An 18869-nucleotide genomic window follows, 5' to 3' on the forward strand; every position below is an offset into this window, starting at 1 on the left:
CAATAAATTGCGTTTGACCCAGCCGGGGATTGCGCAGACACGAAACGCATGAAACCGCCCGCGCCTCTCTTCACGCCCGTCCTGATCGCGGGCTGCATCCTCGTCCTCGTCAGCTTCGCCGCCCGCTCGTCCTTCGGGATTTTCCAGATCCCCATCGCCGAGGAATTCGGCTGGGCGCGGGCGGAGTTCTCGCTCGCCATCGCGATCCAGAACCTGTTCTGGGGCATCGGCCAGCCGCTCTTCGGCGCGATGGCCGAGAAGATCGGCGACCGGAAGGCCATCATCCTCGGCGCCCTTCTCTACGCCACCGGCCTCACGCTGTCGTCCGTCGCGACGACCCCTTACGTCATGCAGAGCCTCGAGGTCCTTGTCGGCTTCGGCATCGCGGGGACGGGCTTCGGCGTCATCCTCGCCATCGTGGGCCGGGCCTCGTCGGACGAGAACCGCTCGATGTCGCTGGCAATTGCCACCGCCGCAGGCTCGGCGGGGCAGGTGGTCGGCCCGCTCGTGGCGGAAAGCCTCCTCGCCGTCATGCCGTGGCAGTCGGTTTTCGTCGTCTTCGCCGGACTGATCCTCGCGGCCCTCGCAGTCCTGCCGATGATCCGCGCGCCCGCCGTGTCGAAGGCCGAACTCGAGGAAAGCATGGGCACCGTCCTGCGCCGCGCCTTCCGTGACCCGTCCTACGGCATGATCTTCCTCGGCTTCTTCTCCTGCGGCTACCAGCTCGGCTTCATTACCGCCCACTTCCCGGCCCTGGTGACCGAGATGTGCGGCCCCATCATGCAGGGCGGCGTGCTGCACTCCATCGGGATCACCACGACCTCGGCGCTCGGAGCGGCGGCGATCTCGCTCATCGGTCTCTTCAATATCGTGGGCACGCTGACGGCGGGCTGGCTCGGCAAGCGCTATACCAAGAAGTACCTGCTGGCGGGGATCTACACGTTGCGAACCATCGTCGCGGCGGCCTTCATCCTCGCCCCCATCACGCCGGCGTCGGTCCTGCTGTTCTCGGCCTTCATGGGCGCGCTCTGGCTCGCGACCGTGCCGCTGACCTCGGGCCTCGTCGCGCATCTCTACGGGCTGCGCTTCATGGGCACGCTCTACGGCTTCGTCTTCCTCAGCCACCAGTTGGGCTCGTTCCTCGGTGTCTGGCTCGGCGGACGCATGTACGACCTCACCGGCGGCTACACGATGGTCTGGTGGATCGGCGTGGGCATCGGCGCCTTCAGCGCGATCATCCACTTGCCTGTCCGTGAAGAGCGGCGCGACCTTCCCGTCGTGCCGGCCTAGGGCGCCAGGAACGTCCGCAGCGCCTCGGCCACCTGTGCGGGATGGGTCTGAAGAAGGTTGTGCCCGGCGCCGGCGATCTGCTCATGCCGCGCCCGCGGGTTGAGCGAGGCGAGCTTGCCCATCGCGGCCAGCGGGATCACCGGATCCTCCGCCCCCCAGATCGCCAGCACGCGCGTGCCGTGGTCGCGGATGCGCACATGATCGCCGTGCGAGGCATGGGCCAGAAGATGCCGCCGCGACGACAGAAGGGCGGGCAGATAGCCGCGCGTCCGCGTCTCGGCGGCCTGACGGTCCTCGAAGTCGGGGATGACCGTCGGCGTCGAGCGGTTCTCGATCAACTCGCGTCTCAACGCGATGCCGCCCAGCACGCGCGTCAGCCAGCCGCCGATCAGCGGCGCGCGCCACAGCCAGCCCGACTCCGTCTTCTCGGCCGGCACGAGACCCGCCGGCGCAATCAGGATCAGCGCCTCGACGCGCGACGCCTCCTCGGCCGCGAAGGCCGCCGCGATCTGACCGCCCATGCTGTAGCCCAGGACCGTCAGCGGACCCGTCACGGCCTGGTCCCGCAGAAGCTCGCGCAACTGCCGCAGGAAGAAATCGACTCCCTGCGCGCCGCGCGCCCTTTCGGAATAGCCGCGCCCGTAAAGGTCGTAGGTCAGCACGCGATAGCCCAGCCGCGCGAGACTGCGCTCGGTCGCTGCGAAGACGTAGGAGGGCGTCGACAGTCCGTGGATGCAGACCGCCACCGGGTCTCCGTCCGAGCCCGTCCAGCGATAGTGCGTGGCCCCGCCCGGAAGTTCTGCGATCTCGCCCGGCGCCTCGGATCGGCGCCGCGTCGTCACCGGCATTCGCATCGCCTCGGCGATGGCCGGCGCGGCCGCCACGGCCAGCGCGACGCCGCCCAGCACCCAAGGCCAGATCATGCCCCGCCGCCCGGCAGGACACCCTCCGCCACGAGCCGCGCGCGCCATCCGTCCGCTTCGGTGAAAAGATGCGTCTTCCAGCCCCGCGCCTCGGCGGCCGCAAGGTTCTCGGGCTTGTCGTCGGTGAAGATCAGCTCTGCCCCCGACAGGCCCATCCCGACCTCAAGCGCCTCGTAGATCGCCGGGTCGGGCTTCGCGACGCCCAGATGCGCAGAGACGAATTCGCGGTCGAACTCGCGCAGCACCGGGTGCAGCGCCTTCGCGCGCTCCATCGTGTCGGGTCCGAAGTTGGACAGGGACACGCAGGGCATGCCAGCGGCCTTTACCTCGCGAAAGACCTCGGCCGTTCCCGGCACCGCCGTCCGAAAGGTCTCTTCCCAGTCGTCGCTCCAGCGCCGGATCTCGTCACTCCAGTCCGGGTGCAACTCGGCGTGCGCATAGGCCGCGTCCCGCGACGATGTCCCGAGGTCGATGGCTTCGTTCATCCGGTGCAGCGCGGTCTCGGCGAACAGCCTCTCGCGCCGCTCGCGCCCGATCAGCCGGTCATAGTGCGCCTCGGGCTCCCAACGCGCGAAGATGTTGCCGATGTCCCAGACGACTGCCCTGACCATCCCTGCCTCCAGACTGCCTTTCGGCCCTTGTCTCAGAGACGGTTCGGCGCGTCCAGCACCTCGCGCCGCCGCGCCACTGCCTCGCGCCAGATCAGGACGAGGCCGGAGACGAGGATCAGCGCGATGCCCGCGAAGGCAACGGTATCTGGCAGGACACCGAAGACCGTCAGGTCGAAGAACACCGCCATCGGCAATGCGATATATTCGAAGGGTGCGACGAAAGCCGCCTCCGCCCGGCGGAACGCCTCGCTGATCGAGAAGCCGCCCATGGCCGAGCTGACGCCCAGAAGCGCCAGAAGCCAGACATCGCTCGTCGCCGGCCAGGTCCAGGCTCTCAAAAGGAAATGCGCCGAAGGGTGGTCGAAGACATCGTATCCACCATGTCCAAGCAACATCCCCGCCGCCCCCGAAATGACGAGGAACGTCAACTGGATCGTCAACGCCATCGCCGTCGCGTTCTCGGTTGCCCCGATCGCCCGCGTGATGGTGTGCAGAAGCGCATAGCCCGTCGCCGCGAAGAGCGGCAGCAGGGCCGCGGCCTGAAACGCCTCCGTCCCCGGACGCAGCACGACGACGACGCCGACGAGACCGACCGCAATGGCGATCCACCGCCTCGGCCCGACCGTTTCGTGCAGGAACCACACCGAGAAGGCGGAGATCAGAAGCGGGCTGACGAAGAAGATCGCCGTCGCCTCGGACAGGGGCATGGCGGCGAGGCCGAGGAAGAAGAACAGGTTCGCCACGAAGACGCACAGCCCCCGCGCCAGATGCAGCCACACCCGCGAGATCCGAAGGCTCGCCCGCGTCAGGGGCAGAATGACGCCCAGAAGGAACAGGATCCCGAACAGCGTCCGGATGAACATCACCTCGTAAAGCGCGTATCCGTCCGACAGGAACTTCACCAGCACGTCGGTCGTGCTGAAGCACGCGACGGCCAGCATGGCCCAGAGAGCGCCCACGAAAGGCGCCGGGGTAGGGGCGGCATCGATACGCATCCCCCGCAACTAGCCCGCTCCGAGGTCCGGGAAAAGACCCACCTCGCTCTTGCCCGCAGTCCTGCGACGCGGCGTAATGGAAAGGTCGGGCGGGCGAGGAGGATTGTCGTGAAGAAACACCGGATCTACACCGCCAGCTTCGGCTCGGTCTATCCGCACTATGTCGCCAAGGCCGAGCGCAAGGGCCGCACGAAGGAAGAGGTCGACGAGATCATCCGCTGGCTCACCGGCTATGACCGGAAGGCGCTCGAAACGGTCATCGCCGACGGCACCGACTTCGAGACCTTCTTCGACCGCGCGCCCGCGATGAACCCGGCGCGGACGCAGATCACCGGCCTCATCTGCGGGATCCGGGTCGAGGAGATCGAAGAGCCGACGATGCGCGAGATCCGCTACCTCGACAAGCTCGTCGACGAACTGGCGAACGGGCGAAAGATGGAGAAGATCCTCCGCCCCGCCTGACCTGGCCCCGCCTGACCTAGCCGCGCCGGGCCGCGTCGATCGCCGCGACGTCGATCTTGCCCATGTCCATCATCGCCGTGAAGGCGCGCTTCGCCTCGTCGCCGCCCGCCGCCATGGCCTCGGTCAGCGTGCGCGGCGTGATCTGCCAGTTGACGCCCCACTTGTCCTTGCACCAGCCGCAGGCACTCTCCTGTCCGCCGTTGCCGACGATGGCGTCCCAGTAGCGGTCCGTCTCGTCCTGGTCGTCGGTCGCGATCTGGAACGAGAAGGCCTCGCTCTGCTTGAACGTCGTCCCGCCGTTCAGCCCGATGCAGGGAATGCCCATGACGGTGAACAGGACGGTCAGAACATCGCCCGCCTTCCCGGACGGATAGTCGGAGGGCGCCCGGTACACGGCATCGACCGTCGTATCCGGGAACGTCTCGGCATAGAAGCGCGCCGCGGCCTCGGCATCCTTGTCGTACCAGACGCAGATCATGTTCTTCGGGGTGGCCATTTCGAATCTCCCTGTCAATTACGTTGATATAAACGTAATGTGAGAGAGAGGAACCGCCAATGCCTTTTCGCCGGAGTCGCGAAATTCAGCGCAGCGCCCGCTCCAGAGCCTCGAGGAACCGCGACCGGTCCGCCTTGCTGAACCCCTTGCCGCCGCCCTGACGGAACGGATCCGCCGCGCGCAGGTCGGCGGCGAGGTCGCGCATCGCCAGCGCCTCGCCCATGTTCCGCTCGGTCAGCCTCTCGCCGTTCGGCTTCAGGACGACCGCGCCAGCCGCCACGCACTTCGCTGCCAGGGGCATGTCATTCGTCACGACCACGTCGCCCGGCCCGCAATGCTCGGCGATGTGCTTGTCCGCCTCGTCCGCGCCCGAGGCGACGTAGACGCTCTCGATCAGCGGATTGGGCGATGGCCGGATGCCCCCGTTCGACACCATCGCGACCTTCACCTGCCGACGCGTCGCCACGCGCTCGACCTCGGCCTTGACGGGGCAGGCATCGGCATCGACCCAGATCATCAGAACGGACTCAGCCAGGCGATGACGGCCGCCACCGTCACGACCGAGATCGCCGTCGACACGAGGATCGCCGACGACACGCGCTGCGGCGCAACACCGTAATGCTGCGCAAGGATGAAGATGTTGCCCGCGACGGGCAGGGCGGCGGCGGCCACCATGACTTTCGCCGCGAAGGCGTCGACCGGGAAGATCAGGATTGCGGTCACGAAGACCGCGGCCGGATGCAGGACCAGCTTGCAGAACGACAGCCACAGCGCCACCGACATCCGCTCGGCCGACCGAGACGCCAGCGAGGCGCCGATGGCGAAAAGCGCCCCCGGCGTGGCGGCGGCTCCCAGAAGCACCAGGAACTCGTCCACCGGCTGCGGCATCGGCAGCTTCCACGACGACCACACCATGCCAAGGACGATGGACACGATCATCGGGTTCTTCACCAGCCCCAGCAGCACCGTCTTGAGGATCCCCAGCGACAGCCGCCCTTCGCGCGACACGGTGATGAGGATCACGATCAGCGACGAGAACACGATCAGGTCGCAGGTCAGCATGATGATGACCGGCCGCGGCGCCTCGGGCCCGAGGAGAAGCGCGAACATCGGCACGCCCAGGAAGCCCACGTTGCCGATCACCGCGCATTGCGACTCGACGGCGCCGACCGCCAGCCCGATCCCCCGGAAGGATGCGACCGCCGTCGCGATCAAATACACGACGATGGTGGCGCTCAGGTAGGCCGCGATGAACGTCCAGTCGAGGATCTGACCGATCTCGAGCGTCGCCACGAAGCGGAAGATCATCGCCGACAGCGCGAAATAGAAGACGAACTTCGTCAGGTAGGCCGTCGCTTCCTCGGTGAAGAACCGCGCCCGGCCCGAGGCATAGCCAAGGCCGATCACCGCGAAGAACGGCAGCGTCTTGAGGAAGATCTCCCACATGCCGACCCCGCTATCACGCGGGCGGGACGGTAAAAAGAGCCCACGGCATCGTCCCCGCTTGCGGCGCTTCCGGCGCGGCGCTACCGGAGGACATGAGCCTCACGGTCTTCTTCGCGGTCCTCGGCGCCGCGCTCCTCCATGCCACCTGGAACGCGATCATCCGCATCGGGACGGCGAAGGTCACCAGCATGCTCATCATGACCCTCGTGCAGGGGGGACTGGCTGTGATCGTGGCCTTCGTCTCGCCCGTGCCGAAGGCCGAGGCATGGCTCTGGCTTCTCGCCTCGGGCGTGTTTCACTCGGGCTACAAGATCTTCCTCGCCTTCGCCTACGAGAACGGCGACCTCTCGCGCGTCTATCCCATCGCGCGCGGTGCGGCCCCGCTCGCCGTTCTCGCCATCGGCGCAGTGGTCCTCGACGACCCCCTCCGTCAGCTCGACGTTGTGGCGATCCTCGTCCTCGGCCTCGGCATCCTCGCCATGGGCCACGGCGCAATCCGCTCCGGCGAATCCCGACGCCTCATCCCTCTCGCTCTCGGCTCGGCGGCGATGACGGCGGGCTATTCGCTGGTCGACGGCGTGGGCGCCCGTGTCTCGGGCGACGCCACCGCCTACGTCGCCTGGCTCTTCATCCTCGACGCGGTGATGTTCACGCCCGTGACGATGGCGCTCCGCGGTCCCGGCGTCATCCGCGCGCCCTGGTCCGCCTGGCGTCTCGGCGCGGTGGCAGCGATCTTCTCCTACGGCGCCTACTGGATCGCCGTCTGGGCGATGACGCAGGCGCCGATCCCCCTCGTGACCGCGCTGCGCGAGACCTCGATCCTCTTCGCCGTCCTCATCGGCTGGCTGGCCTTCCACGAGCGTATGGACAGGGTCAAGGCGCTCGCCGCCGTCCTGATCCTCGGCGGCGTCGTCCTGACCCGCCTCTGAACGAAAAGAGGGCGGAAACCCGCCCCCTTCATCTTGCCCGAATTACGCCGGGGAGCGCGAGGGGCAGCGCCCCTCGCATGCCCGTCTCACCGATCCATCGTCTCGGCCAGCCGCATCAGCGTGACCGCCTCGGCGCGATAGCCGTAGGGGTCCGCCCCTCGCGCGCCGTTCGCCAGGGCGATGGCGTCGCCCCAGCCCCAGGACCCCAGGTACTCGCCGCCCCGCAGCAACTGCCCGAAGCCCGCGATGGCGACCGAGAAGCGTGCGTCGTCCGAGACCTCGCCCTGTCCTGCCAGGATCGGTTCCTCGATCAGGGTGCTCTGCGCCTCGCCCGGCCGCTTGTAGCGCAGCTTGAAGAACCCAAGCTCGTCCGACCCGTCCGACACCGCCGCCGCCTCGCCGTACCGCAACGGCCCGTTGCGAACCGCCTCGGATCCCACCGGCGTCACCTCGTAGAGAGCCGTCACCGTGTGACCCGCGCCGATGTCGCCCGCGTCCACCCGGTCGTTGTTGAAGTCCTCGCGGTTCAGCGCCCGCGTCTCATAGCCGATCAGACGGTATTCCGCGATTTCCGCCGGGTTGAACTCCACCTGGATCTTCACGTCGTTCGCAATCGGGAACAGCGCGCCCGTCAACTGGTCGACCAGCACCTTCCGCGCCTCCGACAGCGTATCGATATAGGCCGCCGTCCCGTTCCCGTTCTGCGCCAGCGCCTGCATCGTCGCATCGTCGAGGTTGCCGCGCCCGAAACCAAGCACCGACAGGTACGTCCCGGCCTCGCGCTTCTCCTCGATGAAGTCCTTCAGCGCCTCGGGATCGGACAGCCCTACGTTGAAGTCCCCGTCCGTCGCCAGGATCACCCGCGTCACCTCGCCGTCGCCCGCCATGCCTTCCGCCACCGCATAGGCCTGCTGCAGACCCTCCTGTCCGGCGGTCGAGCCGCCCGCCTCCAGCCGGTCGAGCGCTGCGAGGATCGTCGAGCGCTCCGCCGCCCGCGTCGGCTCCAGCACCTGACCCGCCGAACCTGCGTAGGTGACGATGGAGACCTCGTCCTCGGGCCGAAGCTCGGACAGCATCAGCCGGAACGACTGCTTCAGAAGCGGCAGCTTGTTCGCGTCCTGCATCGATCCCGACGTGTCGATCAGGAACACGAGATTGAGCGGCGGACGGTCTGCCACGGGGAGCAGCGTCCCCTGGATGCCGATATGCACAAGCTGCGTGCCCGGGTTCCACGGCGTGTCCATCACCGTCACCGTAGGCCGGAACGGATCGTCGCCCTCGGGCGCGGGATAGGCGTAGGGGAAATAGTTCACCATCTCCTCGACCCGCACCGCCTCGCGCGGCGGCATCGCGCCCACCATCAGCGAGGAGCGCACCACGGCATAGCTCGCCGTATCGACGTCGATCGAGAAGGTCGACACCGGCTCCTCCGCCGTCACCTTCAGGGGCGAGGTTTCGGCATTCGCGAAGGCCTCGGTGTCGCTCTCGGGCAGAACGATCATGCCGTCGCCCGGCGCAACGAGACGCTTCTCGCGCATCGCGACGCTCGGCGCCGGCGCGGCCATGTCGCCGTCGGCGAAGGCCTCGGACTCTTCGGCGGCAGGCGCCTGGGTCGCCAGATCCTCGGAGCGCTGGCGCGACAAGGCGTCGGCCGACGGCGCCACCGGAACCGGGGCAGGGGACATCTCGGCCAGCGATTCCGCCGCGACGATGGAGGAGGTCGCACCCGTCGCGCCGCCCGACGCGTCGTCGGCCACCTTCGGCTGCTCGACGGCGGGCGGGGCCGCGCCCTCGCTCTGCGTCAGCACATCGCCGCCGACGGGCAACTTCATCGCGTCCTTCGGCAGGATCACGAGCAGCCCCACCGCCACGATGGCGGTGGTCACGGTCAGGGCGCCTTTGGTCGAAAGGGCATGGAACATCGGTTTCACTCCGTCCAGAAGCCGGGACATCCGGCCTTTCCGAACAGTCAGACGCGCCGCGTCGCGCGATCCTTGGAGGTCCGCGAAATTTTTCTGCGCCAGCGCGATATTCTCCCGCTTCCGCGCCTCGTCGGGCGCGGGCGTCGCCGCCTCGAAGGCGCGCTTCAGGTCGTCGAGTTCTTCAGCCATCCACGGCCTCCTTCATCGCGCGAAGGCGCTTCTTCACCTCCGACATCCGCCAGCTCACCGTGCCCTCGCTCACGCCCAGGATCTCTCCGGCCTCGGCATGGGTCATCTCGTCCATCACCAGCGCCACCGTGTCCCGCAACTCGTCCGGCAGCGCGCGCATCGCTCGCGCCAGCCAATCCATCGCCGCCGCCGCCTCCGCCGCCTCGGCCCGCCGCGCGTCCTCGACGTCGCCCCAGCCATCCGCCGTCCGCGCGCGCGTCGCCGCCCGCCGCCGCCGGTCGTTCGCCGCGTTGACCGCGACCCGCCACAGCCATGTGGTGAACCGCGCCTCGCCGCGAAAGGCCCTGACCTTGGCGGGCAGGGCCGCGCAGATGTCCTGGCACAGATCCTCTGCCTCGGTCCGGACGCCCGTCAGCCGGAAGCACAAGCGGAACAGCCGGTCATAATGCCGCGTCACCAGCGCCGAGAACGCCGCCGCGTCGCCGCCCGCCGCCTCGCGCGCCAGTGTCTCGTCCGAGGTATCCATGCGCATCACGGTTGGTAGGACGCACGCGCCCGGTCAATCCTTGGCCGTCCTCACGAAAAATTTCGACGGGCCTCCGTGTCTCGTGCGTTGTACCCCGAAAGGAGCAGACGCATGACCGATACGCACGATCACGATGGCGGCCTCCGCGCCGATCTCCCCCGCCTTCTCCGCCGCCGGGCAGTCCTTTCAGGCGCCCTCGCCGCGGTTGCCGGACCCGCCGCCGCCCAGGCGCTGTCCTGTGTCGGCTTCTCGAACGAGACGGCCGGCCCGTTCCCGGCCGATGGCAGCCAGGGCCGCGCCAGCTTCGACGTCCTCTCCGAGGCGGGCGTCCTGCGCGAGGATCTGCGCCCCAGCTTCGCCGGCATGACGCCCGTGGCCGACGGTGTGCCGCTGACTCTCGAACTCTCCCTCGTCTCGGCCGGCGACTGCGCCCCCCTGCCGGGCCGGGCGCTCTACCTCTGGCACTGCGACGCCGCCGGGCGCTATTCGCTCTACGAGGACGAGCAGGCCAACTACCTCCGCGGCGTCGGCGTCTCGGGCGACGACGGCATCGTTCGCTTCACCACCGTGTTCCCCGGCTGCTACCCCGGCCGATGGCCGCATTTCCACCTGGAGGTCTTCGACAGCGCCCAGGCGATCACAGGCGGGGAAAGCAGCCTCACCTCGCAGATCTCGCTGCCCTACGCTGAATGCGCTGACGTCTACGAGGCGCATCCGGCCTATGTGAACGGCACCCGCAACCTGTCCCGCCAGAGCTTCGAGCGCGACATGATCTTCGCCGACAACACGCCCGAACAGATCGAGGCGCAGATGCTGAAGCTCTCGGGGTCGCCCGCGCAGGGCTACAAGGGCACCATCGTCATCGGCCTGACCTGACACGAAAAGGCCGCCGGGACTCCCGGCGGCCCGATCATCGTCCGAACTGCAGTCAATCCGCCTTGAACGACCAGAACATCGTCTCGCCCGAATGGTCGTCGACCCCGTCGTTGTCGGTCGAGACCCAGACAGTCCCGTCTTCCATGATGGCCAGACCCTCGACCTTGTCGAGCACATAGCCGCCCGTCGACACGAGGTCGGGCAACAGGTCCCGCACCGTCTCCTTCGTCACGACCGGCAGGGGCCCGCCCAGCGGCGCGGGCACCATCTCGGCCAGCGGCACGCGCGTGACGATCTTCGTCACCGCAAGGTCGCCCATCAGGTTGTCGCGTTCCACGACATAGGCGTGGTCGCCGTGGACGGTGATCTCGGACAGGCCGACCCAGCCGCTTGCAGGCGCCGCCTTGGGGTAATGGACCGCACCCCATTCGCCGCTTTCGATGTTGTAGGCGACGAGCTTGGCGTGGTTCTCGGGATCGTCATCCCATTCACGCTGCATGGCCATCCAGAGGGTATCGCCCACCTTCGCGATGCCCTCGAAGCCGAAGCGGCGCTCGACCGCCAGAAGCTCTTTGGGAAGGGCGATTTCCTCCTCGATCTCGCCGTCCGCGCCGACGTGATAGAGAGCATGCGGGATCAGACGGTCGGTCCGACCCTCCGAAGCGACCCAGAACCCGCCCTCGCCGTCGAGGGCGATGCCCTCCAGATCGAGTTTCTGCGCCGGAGCGCCGTCACGGGTGATGCGGATGACTTCGGTTATCCTCGCCGGGCTCTGCGAGGCGTCGATCCGGAAGATCGAGGGCTGCATCCCGTAGACGCTGTCGCTCACGGCCCAGATCGAGCCGTCCGCGTCCGCCGCCATGCCCGAGATTGCGCCCCATCCGACCGGCGCGCCGTTCTCCTGCGTCAGCCCGGCCGAGGTCAGCATGGGATAGGACGGTGCACCCTCGCCATAGGCATATATCATCACATGCGACCGCGCCGCGCCGTCCTCGCCCAGGTCGGTCTCGTTCGCGCTGACGAAAAGGTCGCGCGACGGGATCGCCACGAAGCCTTCCGGTCCCACGCCCGACGGCAGAAGCTGCGTCAGGACAGGGTTGGCGGCGTCCGTCGCGTCATAGACGCCCACGACCGACCCGCGCTCCGAGCCTATGAAGACCATTGGCGTGCCGCCGAAGGTGCCCGTGCCGACCGACTCCGGCTCGACGCCCTTGTTGCCCGACCGCCCCTCGGGATAGTGCCCGATCTCGGCCACCGCATACTCGAACGACGTGCCCGCGTCCCAGACGACCGTCCCATCCTTCGCGAACACGGTCCACCCGCGCGATCCGCCGTCCATGTCGCCCTCGTTCGCCGTCGCGAAGTGGTCGGCGTCGATCCACTTCACCGAATCCGGCTCGCGCGGCACCGAGATCTCGCCATCGAAAGTCAGCGCGCCCTCTTCCCCGGTGTCCACGCCCTCCAGGTCCACCGACCCCGCCGGGAAATGCGTCGTCACCGACCCGTCCCGCGCCACCACCACGATGTGGTTGTTCTCCTGCAGCGTCACGACCGTCTCGCCCGCCTCGTTGATGTCGACGAACTCCGGCTCCGGATCTTCCGGCGCCACCTCTGCCAGGCCAGTCAGGTCGACCGTCTTCAGCGACCCGCAGTCCGGCTGCCCGTCCGCGCCGAGGTCCACCATGACCAGGAACCCCGCCGGCATCTGGCCGACCCGGCCGTCGCCCGCCTCCTCGTCGCGCTCGTTCTCGATGGCGATCGACAGGAAGCTGCCGTCCGGTGCCAGAGCGATGCTGTCCGGCTGCCCGCCCAGGTCGCAGGTCGCGACAACGCTTCGGCCCGCGATGTCGATCACGGCAAGCTGACCCGACGGATTGGCGAAACTGTCCGACGTGTTCACGCCAGCCAGCGCGAACCCCTTCGCCACGACGACCGAGGTCGGTTCGCCCCCCATCTCGATCACGCCCAGAGGGGCAGGGGCCGCGGGATCGGTGATGTCCACGAAGCCCACCACCCCGAACGGGCTGTCGGTGTAGACCAGCGTCATGCCATCCTCGGTCGCCGCGATGATCTCGGACGAGGTCTCCTGGCCGGCGTCGGTGCCTTCTGGCAGGTTCGACGCGACCGGAAAGCTCGCGATGCGGTTGAACGCCGTCTCGGCCAGCGCACCGCCGGCGCAAAGCGACAGGGCCGATACGGCCGCAAGAAGTCTCGATGTCATCGTGGGTCCCCCGTTTGATGCCTGTCCCGCCTGTAGACCGCGACCCGTGACGCCCGTGTAACGGTCGCATGTCGGTTTCATGTCACGCCACGCCCCGCGCCGATTGCCGAGGGGGAAGGGGATTGCTAACACCCGGTGACGCGAGGAGAACCGCCCATGCCCGTCATCACCGAGATCGCCGACCTCAAGCGCATCTACACGCGCCGCGTGCCGCGGATGTTCTACGACTATGCCGAGAGCGGATCCTGGACCGAGCAGACCTTCCGCGAGAACACGACCGACTTCGGCAAGATCTACCTCCGCCAGCGCATCGCCGTCGACATGGCCGGGCGCACCACGCGCACGAAGCTGATCGGCGAGGACGCCGCGATGCCGGTCGCTATCGCTCCGGTGGGTCTTCTGGGCATGCAAAGCGCCGACGGCGAGATCAAGGCCGCCCGCGCCGCCGAGGCCTTCGGCGTGCCCTTCACGCTGTCCACCATGTCGATCTGCTCGATCGAGGATGTGGCCGCCCACACCACGAAGCCCTTCTGGTTCCAGGTCTACACGCTGAAAGACGACGTCTTCATGGGCAAGCTCATGGACCGGGCGCGGGCGGCGAAGTGCTCGGCCATCGTCATCACGGTCGATCTCCAGATCATGGGCCAGCGCCACAAGGACCTGAAGAACGGCCTGACCGCGCCGCCCAGGTTCACCCTGTCGTCACTGGCCGACCTCTCGACGAAGATCCCCTGGGGGCTCGAGATGATGCGGACCAAGCGCCGCTTCTTCGGCAACATCGTAGGCCACGCCTCGGGCGTGTCGAACCCCGCCTCGCTCTCGTCATGGACGGCCGAGGCCTTCGATCCCTCGCTCAACTGGGACCGGGTGAAGCAACTGATGGACATGTGGGGCGGCAAGGTGATCCTGAAGGGGATCATGGAGGTGGACGACGCCATCCGCGCCGCCGACCTTGGCGCCGACGCCATCGTGGTCTCGAACCACGGTGGGCGTCAGCTCGACGGCACGATCTCGTCGATCCGTGCCCTCGAACCCATCGTCAAGGCCGTGGGCGACCGCACCGAGGTCTGGATGGACGGTGGAATCCGGTCGGGTCAGGACGTGCTGAAAGCCGTGGCGCTCGGCGCGAAAGGCACCATGATCGGCCGCTCGATGGTCTACGGATTGGGCGCCATGGGCGAGGCAGGAGTGAGTCGCGCGCTGGAGGTCATCCAGAAGGAGCTCGACCTCTCGATGGCCTTCTGTGGCAAGCGTGACATTCATGACGTCGATCGTGAAATTCTTCGCGTCCCCAAAGGTTTCTCTGGCGATTTTGACTGACGAGGCTAGATCTGCGGCGAAACAGTGCGGGACCCCTTCCTGCATTGTTTCGCGTTGATGCAAAGATGTCTCGGTCATGATCATGGAACAGCCCGTTTCCTGCCCAAATCTTGCCGCATTCCGGTTTCGCGCATACCTTCTCGGTATGACCCAGCGTAATCGTTCCCTGTCGATCCTTGCCGTTGCGGCCCTCTGCTCCGCTGCTCCTCTCGCAGCCCAGTCTGCGTCGAGCATCGCCGCTGAGGCCGAGTTCCCGAACCAGACGGTCGCCATCGTCGCCGCCACCTCGTCGCTCTTCGACTCGGTCGAAGGACCGGAAAGCGCGCAGCGTCGCCGTGCGCCCGCGATCCGCATCCCGCAGCTCGAGACCCGCGCCAGCTTCGACGGCGACGCCAAGGCCGAGGCGCTGACGCAGAATGGGCCGGTGCGCCACCTGACCGGCTACCGCATCACCTGGTATCCGATCGACCGCTTCCTCGGCACCGTCGACTTCATGGGCACCTGGGACGGTAACCGCAACCTCGTCTGCGGCTATGTCACCTGGGATCTCTCCGACACCGAGAACCCGGTGCTCGAGCAGGTCGACGCAAGCTACCTCTCGCTCGACGACCTCTCCGCCGCCAGCCCCGCCGACGCGCACCAGATGCTCCTCGACGCGAACTGCGCCTACGGCGACATCGACGCGAACTACGCCTTTTTCGACTGACGCCAGGGCACTCTCCTACATTGGAACGATTCTAAAAAAGCGCTTCACCTCGGCGGCGAAGCGGCTATGCTCGCTCGCTCATTGCAGCGAGACGAGATGACGATGGAAACGATGTCCCCGGTAATGCTGGGTTTTCTGGGAAGCCTCGTGGCGGGCCTGATGACGGCCGCGGGGGCGCTTCCCGTTCTCTTCGGACGCCAGCCCTCGCGGGCGGTGCGCGACATGTCCCTCGGCTTTGCAGCAGGCGTCATGATTGCCGCCTCGTTCTTCTCGCTCATCATCCCCTCGCTCGCGGCCGCCGAAGAGATCTTCGGCGACGGCGCCCTGCCTGCCGCCATCGCCTGCATCTCGATCCTCTTCGGCATGGGCGGGGTCCACCTGATGAACGAGCTTCTCCCGCACGAGCACTTCACGCTCGGACGCGAAGGCCCCGAGGCAGCCTCCCTCCGCCGCGTCTGGCTCTTCATCATCGCCATCACCATCCACAACTTCCCCGAAGGCCTCGCCGTCGGCGTGGGCTTCGGCGCCGACGGCATGTCGGGGGGACTGCCCCTGGCCATCGGCATCGGCTTGCAGAACGCGCCCGAAGGCCTCGCTGTCGCGGTTGCGCTTCTGGGCGAGGGCTACAGCAAGTTCCGCGCCTGGGGCATTGCCGCACTGACGGGCCTTGTCGAACCCGTGGGCGGTCTCCTCGGCGCAGGGATCATCACCTACTCCGAGCCGCTTCTGCCCTGGGGCCTCGCCTTCGCGGCGGGCGCGATGCTCTACGTCATCAGCCATGAGATCATCCCCGAGACGCACCGTTCCGGGAACCAGAACAAGGCGACCTTCGGTCTTGCCATCGGCCTCGTCGTGATGCTTTTCCTCGACGTCTGGCTCGGCTAGGGCGGCAGCCGGGGCGGTCGCGTCCACCGACGCAATACCGACGCGATACCGACGTGATACCGAAGGCCTAGAAGGGCCTCCGCGCTTTCCCTCTTTCCAACCAGACCGATCCCCGCTATAGCCGCCGCTTCGTGGGCGGACACCCTTGGAGGCCGCCCGAAACCGCAGAATTGGAGAAGACCCATGGCTGGAGAGATCCCGGATCTCGTCGCCACGGTACGGACGGGGACAGGCAAGGGGGCCGCCCGTCAAGCTCGCAGAGAAGGGCTCGTACCTGGCATCGTCTACGGCGGCGGCACTGACCCGCTTCCGATCAACCTCCCCTATAACGTGCTGTTCAAGCGTCTGAAAAACGGTCGTTTTCTTTCGACGCTGTTCAACATGCAGGTCGAAGGCCACGATGACGTCCGCGTCATTTGCCGCAGCGTCCAGCGCGACGTCGTGAAGGACCTGCCCCGGCACGTCGACTTCATGCGCCTCAAGCGCACTTCGAAGGTCAACCTCTACATCCCGGTCGAGGTCGTGGGTCACGAGAACTGCCCCGGCATCCGCAAGGGCGGTGTCCTGACCATGGTGCGCCCCGAGGTCGAACTCATCGTGACGGCGGGCAACATCCCCGACCACATCACGGTCAGCATCGAAGGCCTGAACATCGGCGATAGTGCAACGATTTCAATGGTCGACCTGCCCGAAGGCGCCGAGCCGACGATCCACCGCGACTTCGTCATCGCCAACATCCAGGCGCCCTCGGGCCTTGCGAGCCAAGCTGACGACGACGAGGCGGACGCCGACGACGTTCCCGCAACCGCGCAGGATGCCGACGACGAGTGATCCGCCCGCAAGGCTGACAGGATCAGGCGGCGGCCCCTCGGGCCGCCGTTTTCCTTTTGCGCGTCAGGGGGTCGGCACACCCCCGCCCAAAACCACCGCCATGCGGTCGCCATCGATGTTCCCGCCGCAGAGCACGACCCCGACCGTCCGCCCCGCCATCGCCTCGCGCTCGGCCATAAGCGCGGCAAGCCCCGCGGCGCCGGCCCCTTCGGCCAGGTTGTGCGTGTCGCGATAGAACACCCGGATGGCCTCGGCGACCTCTGCGTCCGACACGGCCACGATGCGCTCTGCGCCGACCGAATAGACCGCCAAGGCCTCCGGCACCGGCACCCGCACCGCGATTCCGTCCGCAAAGGTCCGCGCCGTCTCTGTCTCGACCGGCCGCCCCGCCTCGGCCGAGAGCTTGGCTGCCTGTGCGCCCTCGCTCACCACGCCCACGATCCGTGTCGAAAGCCCCAGGGCGTCCCGCGCGGCAATGCAGCCGCAAATGCCGGACCCGCAGCCGATCGGAACGTAGAGCGTGTGAATGTCGGGTCGTGCCCTGAAGAGTTCCAGCCCATAGGTCGCGACGCCGGACACCAGAGCGGGGTGGAACGGTGGCACGAAGAACAGCCCCTCCGCCTTTGCGATCCGCAACGCCTCCTCGCGCGCCGTGTCGAAGTCCTCGCCGTATTCGATCAACTCCGCCCCGAAAGCGCGCATCGCGGCGTTCTTCTCGACCGAGTTGCCCTTGGGTACGACGACGACCGCCCGCAACCCCGCCGCCGTTGCGGCCATCGCCTGACCCTGTCCGTGATTGCCGCGCGTCGCCGTGGCTATTCCCTTCGCCTCGGGATGCGCGCGCCTCAGCCAATCGATGAAGGTCAGCGCGCCCCGCACCTTGAACGATCCCGTGGGCGTGTGGTTCTCGTGCTTGACCACCACCTCGCAGCCAAGCCGCGCGGACAAGGCCGGCCAGGCATACTGTGGCGTCGGAGGCATCCGGGCATGAACCGTAGTTGCCGCCGCCTCGATGTCGTCCAGGGTGAACATCGCATCCCTTTCTTCTTGGCCGAAATACTCCGGGGGTCCGGGGGCGGCGCCCCCGTGTCGCGCCCTCAGGCGAGGTCGCTCCACTTCAACTGCGTATTCCGCGCGACCGCCCGTGTCAGCCGCTTGCCCACCACCTTCTCGAAGTCGTATCCCGCGATCTCGCCCGATCCCGGCCGCCGGCCCCAGATGTCCGCTTCCCCGATCACATGTCCTTCCGGCAAGTCCCGGTCAGCTACGACGGACGTGCGGGCGAACCGGTAGACGGCTTCTTCAGGCCCGGTCCGCGACTTCTCGTTGTGAAGCGCCACCCAGATCTCGCGGCTTCTGTCGATGAGGTGCCTGAGTTCGGACGGGTCCATCGAGCACGAGATGTCCGGGCCCGCCCGATAGCGCGTGTCGGTGAAGTGCCGCTCGAGGATCGAGGCGCCGAGGGCCACGGAGGCCAGCGCCATCTCGGGGCCGATGGAATGATCCGAAAATCCAACGACGGCCTTCGGAAACGCGCGGCGCAGGTCGGTCACGCCCTTCAGCGACACGATCTCGGGCGGCGAGGGGTAAAGGTTCGTGCACTCCAGCAGCGCATAGTCGATCCCCGCCTCGTCGAGGATGGCGACCGACCGCCCGATGCTCTCGATCGACTGCATACCCGTCGACATGATGACGGGCTTGCCCTTCGCGGCGATGTGCCGGATCAGCGGGAGGTGGTCGGCTTCGCCCGAACCGATCTTGAAGGCCGGCACACCCTGTTCGTCCAGCCAGTCGGCGGCGGCACGGGAAAACGGTGTCGAGATCCAGATGAGGCCCATGTCCTCGGTGTGCTTCTTCAGCGCCGCCTCGTCGTCGGGCGACAGCGCGCATTCCTCCATCACCTGCCAGATCGACTTGCCGCCCGCGTTCGGCGGCAGGATCGACTTCGCCTCCTCGGTCATCTCGTCCCACACGAAGTGCGTCTGGTGCTTGACGATCTCGGCACCCGCCTTCGCCGCGAGCGTCACCATATGGCGCGCGACGTCGAGGTCGCCGCCGTGGTTGATGCCGATTTCGGCGATGACGAGGGGCGGCTGGTCCGGCCCGATTTTCCTGTGCGCGATCTGCATGATGTGCCTCCTGTCGGGGTCCGGTCTAGCGGGGTTCGAGGCGTGTTTGAAGGGGCTGACGTTCGTCACGCAAGGCGAAGCCGCGGCTCGGCCCTTGCCATGACCGGCCTTT

19 protein-coding genes are annotated in these 18869 nt (G+C 67.4%); 8 read left to right on the forward strand and 11 right to left on the reverse strand.

What is annotated here, in order from left to right:
- Positions 1-48 precede the first annotated feature (48 nt).
- Positions 49-1290: an MFS transporter gene (locus tag C8D95_RS03350; protein ID WP_109757696.1), complete on the forward strand. Its 1242-nt coding sequence runs from the start codon at positions 49-51 to the stop codon at positions 1288-1290.
- Here the strand turns inward: C8D95_RS03350 and C8D95_RS03355 are convergent.
- Genes C8D95_RS03355 through C8D95_RS03365 form a run of 3 tightly spaced genes read right to left on the reverse strand, consistent with a single transcriptional unit; the run spans position 1287 to position 3819 of the window.
- Positions 1287-2213 carry an alpha/beta fold hydrolase gene (locus C8D95_RS03355; protein ID WP_109757697.1) on the reverse strand — a complete coding sequence of 309 codons (927 nt, stop codon included), beginning with the start codon at positions 2211-2213 and terminating at the stop codon, positions 1287-1289. The two genes, C8D95_RS03350 and C8D95_RS03355, sit on opposite strands and share 4 nt — an antisense overlap.
- Positions 2210-2824, reverse strand: a complete 615-nt coding sequence (locus tag C8D95_RS03360; protein WP_109757698.1) for an HAD-IA family hydrolase — start codon at positions 2822-2824, stop codon at positions 2210-2212. Before C8D95_RS03360 ends, C8D95_RS03355 begins: the two co-directional genes overlap by 4 nt.
- Before the next feature lie 32 nt (positions 2825-2856).
- Complete coding sequence (locus C8D95_RS03365) at positions 2857-3819, reverse strand: DMT family transporter (protein ID WP_109757699.1); 963 nt, start codon at positions 3817-3819, stop codon at positions 2857-2859.
- A 108-nt stretch (positions 3820-3927) separates the two neighbouring features.
- Between C8D95_RS03365 and C8D95_RS03370 the strand changes: the two genes are divergently transcribed.
- Positions 3928-4281 (forward strand): DUF2200 domain-containing protein, encoded by a 354-nt coding sequence (locus C8D95_RS03370; RefSeq protein ID WP_109757700.1) that lies wholly within the window; start codon positions 3928-3930, stop codon positions 4279-4281.
- 16 nt (positions 4282-4297) lie between these two features.
- On the opposite strand, the gene C8D95_RS03375 is transcribed toward C8D95_RS03370, so the two are convergent.
- The 3 genes from C8D95_RS03375 to C8D95_RS03385 all read right to left on the reverse strand — a co-directional run bounded on the left by C8D95_RS03375 (position 4298) and on the right by C8D95_RS03385 (position 6223).
- The gene (locus C8D95_RS03375) at positions 4298-4777 is read right to left on the reverse strand and encodes a VOC family protein (RefSeq protein WP_109757701.1); all 480 of its coding nucleotides are present in this window, start codon (positions 4775-4777) and stop codon (positions 4298-4300) included.
- 85 nt (positions 4778-4862) lie between these two features.
- On the reverse strand, positions 4863-5294 hold the full coding sequence (locus C8D95_RS03380; protein WP_206508424.1) for a YaiI/YqxD family protein: 432 nt from the start codon (positions 5292-5294) through the stop codon (positions 4863-4865).
- Positions 5294-6223 carry an AEC family transporter gene (locus tag C8D95_RS03385; RefSeq protein WP_109757702.1) on the reverse strand — a complete coding sequence of 310 codons (930 nt, stop codon included), beginning with the start codon at positions 6221-6223 and terminating at the stop codon, positions 5294-5296. Before C8D95_RS03385 ends, C8D95_RS03380 begins: the two co-directional genes overlap by 1 nt.
- Before the next feature lie 92 nt (positions 6224-6315).
- On the opposite strand from C8D95_RS03385, the gene C8D95_RS03390 reads away from it, so the two are divergent.
- On the forward strand, positions 6316-7152 hold the full coding sequence (locus C8D95_RS03390) for a DMT family transporter (RefSeq protein ID WP_109757703.1): 837 nt from the start codon (positions 6316-6318) through the stop codon (positions 7150-7152).
- A gap of 86 nt (positions 7153-7238) precedes the next feature.
- Here C8D95_RS03390 and C8D95_RS03395 read toward each other — a convergent pair whose 3' ends face one another.
- Positions 7239-9263 (reverse strand): vWA domain-containing protein, encoded by a 2025-nt coding sequence (locus C8D95_RS03395; RefSeq protein WP_109757704.1) that lies wholly within the window; start codon positions 9261-9263, stop codon positions 7239-7241.
- A complete protein-coding gene (locus C8D95_RS03400; protein ID WP_109757969.1) occupies positions 9256-9789 on the reverse strand; it encodes an RNA polymerase sigma factor in 534 nt (177 codons plus the stop codon). Before C8D95_RS03400 ends, C8D95_RS03395 begins: the two co-directional genes overlap by 8 nt.
- A 111-nt stretch (positions 9790-9900) precedes the next feature.
- Here C8D95_RS03400 and C8D95_RS03405 point away from each other — a divergent pair, with 111 nt between their 5' ends.
- Positions 9901-10665: a dioxygenase family protein gene (locus tag C8D95_RS03405; protein WP_109757705.1), complete on the forward strand. Its 765-nt coding sequence runs from the start codon at positions 9901-9903 to the stop codon at positions 10663-10665.
- 52 nt (positions 10666-10717) lie between these two features.
- Here C8D95_RS03405 and C8D95_RS03410 read toward each other — a convergent pair whose 3' ends face one another.
- A complete protein-coding gene (locus C8D95_RS03410) occupies positions 10718-12886 on the reverse strand; it encodes an esterase-like activity of phytase family protein (RefSeq protein ID WP_109757706.1) in 2169 nt (722 codons plus the stop codon).
- Positions 12887-13042: 156 nt separating this feature from the next.
- On the opposite strand from C8D95_RS03410, the gene C8D95_RS03415 reads away from it, so the two are divergent.
- From C8D95_RS03415 to C8D95_RS03430, 4 genes are all read left to right on the forward strand, one after another.
- The gene (locus tag C8D95_RS03415) at positions 13043-14206 is read left to right on the forward strand and encodes an alpha-hydroxy acid oxidase (RefSeq protein ID WP_109757707.1); all 1164 of its coding nucleotides are present in this window, start codon (positions 13043-13045) and stop codon (positions 14204-14206) included.
- Positions 14207-14351: 145 nt separating this feature from the next.
- On the forward strand, positions 14352-14912 hold the full coding sequence (locus C8D95_RS03420; protein WP_146202978.1) for a hypothetical protein: 561 nt from the start codon (positions 14352-14354) through the stop codon (positions 14910-14912).
- Between the two features lie 102 nt (positions 14913-15014).
- A complete protein-coding gene (locus C8D95_RS03425) occupies positions 15015-15797 on the forward strand; it encodes a ZIP family metal transporter (RefSeq protein ID WP_109757970.1) in 783 nt (260 codons plus the stop codon).
- A gap of 183 nt (positions 15798-15980) precedes the next feature.
- Positions 15981-16628: a 50S ribosomal protein L25/general stress protein Ctc gene (locus C8D95_RS03430; RefSeq protein ID WP_109757709.1), complete on the forward strand. Its 648-nt coding sequence runs from the start codon at positions 15981-15983 to the stop codon at positions 16626-16628.
- Positions 16629-16691: 63 nt separating this feature from the next.
- On the opposite strand, the gene C8D95_RS03435 is transcribed toward C8D95_RS03430, so the two are convergent.
- Together C8D95_RS03435 and C8D95_RS03440 are read right to left on the reverse strand one after the other, a co-directional pair.
- Complete coding sequence (locus tag C8D95_RS03435) at positions 16692-17660, reverse strand: threonine dehydratase (protein WP_109757710.1); 969 nt, start codon at positions 17658-17660, stop codon at positions 16692-16694.
- 65 nt (positions 17661-17725) lie between these two features.
- On the reverse strand, positions 17726-18757 hold the full coding sequence (locus C8D95_RS03440) for an N-acetylneuraminate synthase family protein (protein WP_109757711.1): 1032 nt from the start codon (positions 18755-18757) through the stop codon (positions 17726-17728).
- Positions 18758-18869 lie beyond the last annotated feature (112 nt).

Origin of the sequence: Silicimonas algicola (assembly GCF_003148765.1) — a bacterium.
GTDB lineage: Bacteria > Pseudomonadota > Alphaproteobacteria > Rhodobacterales > Rhodobacteraceae > Silicimonas > Silicimonas algicola.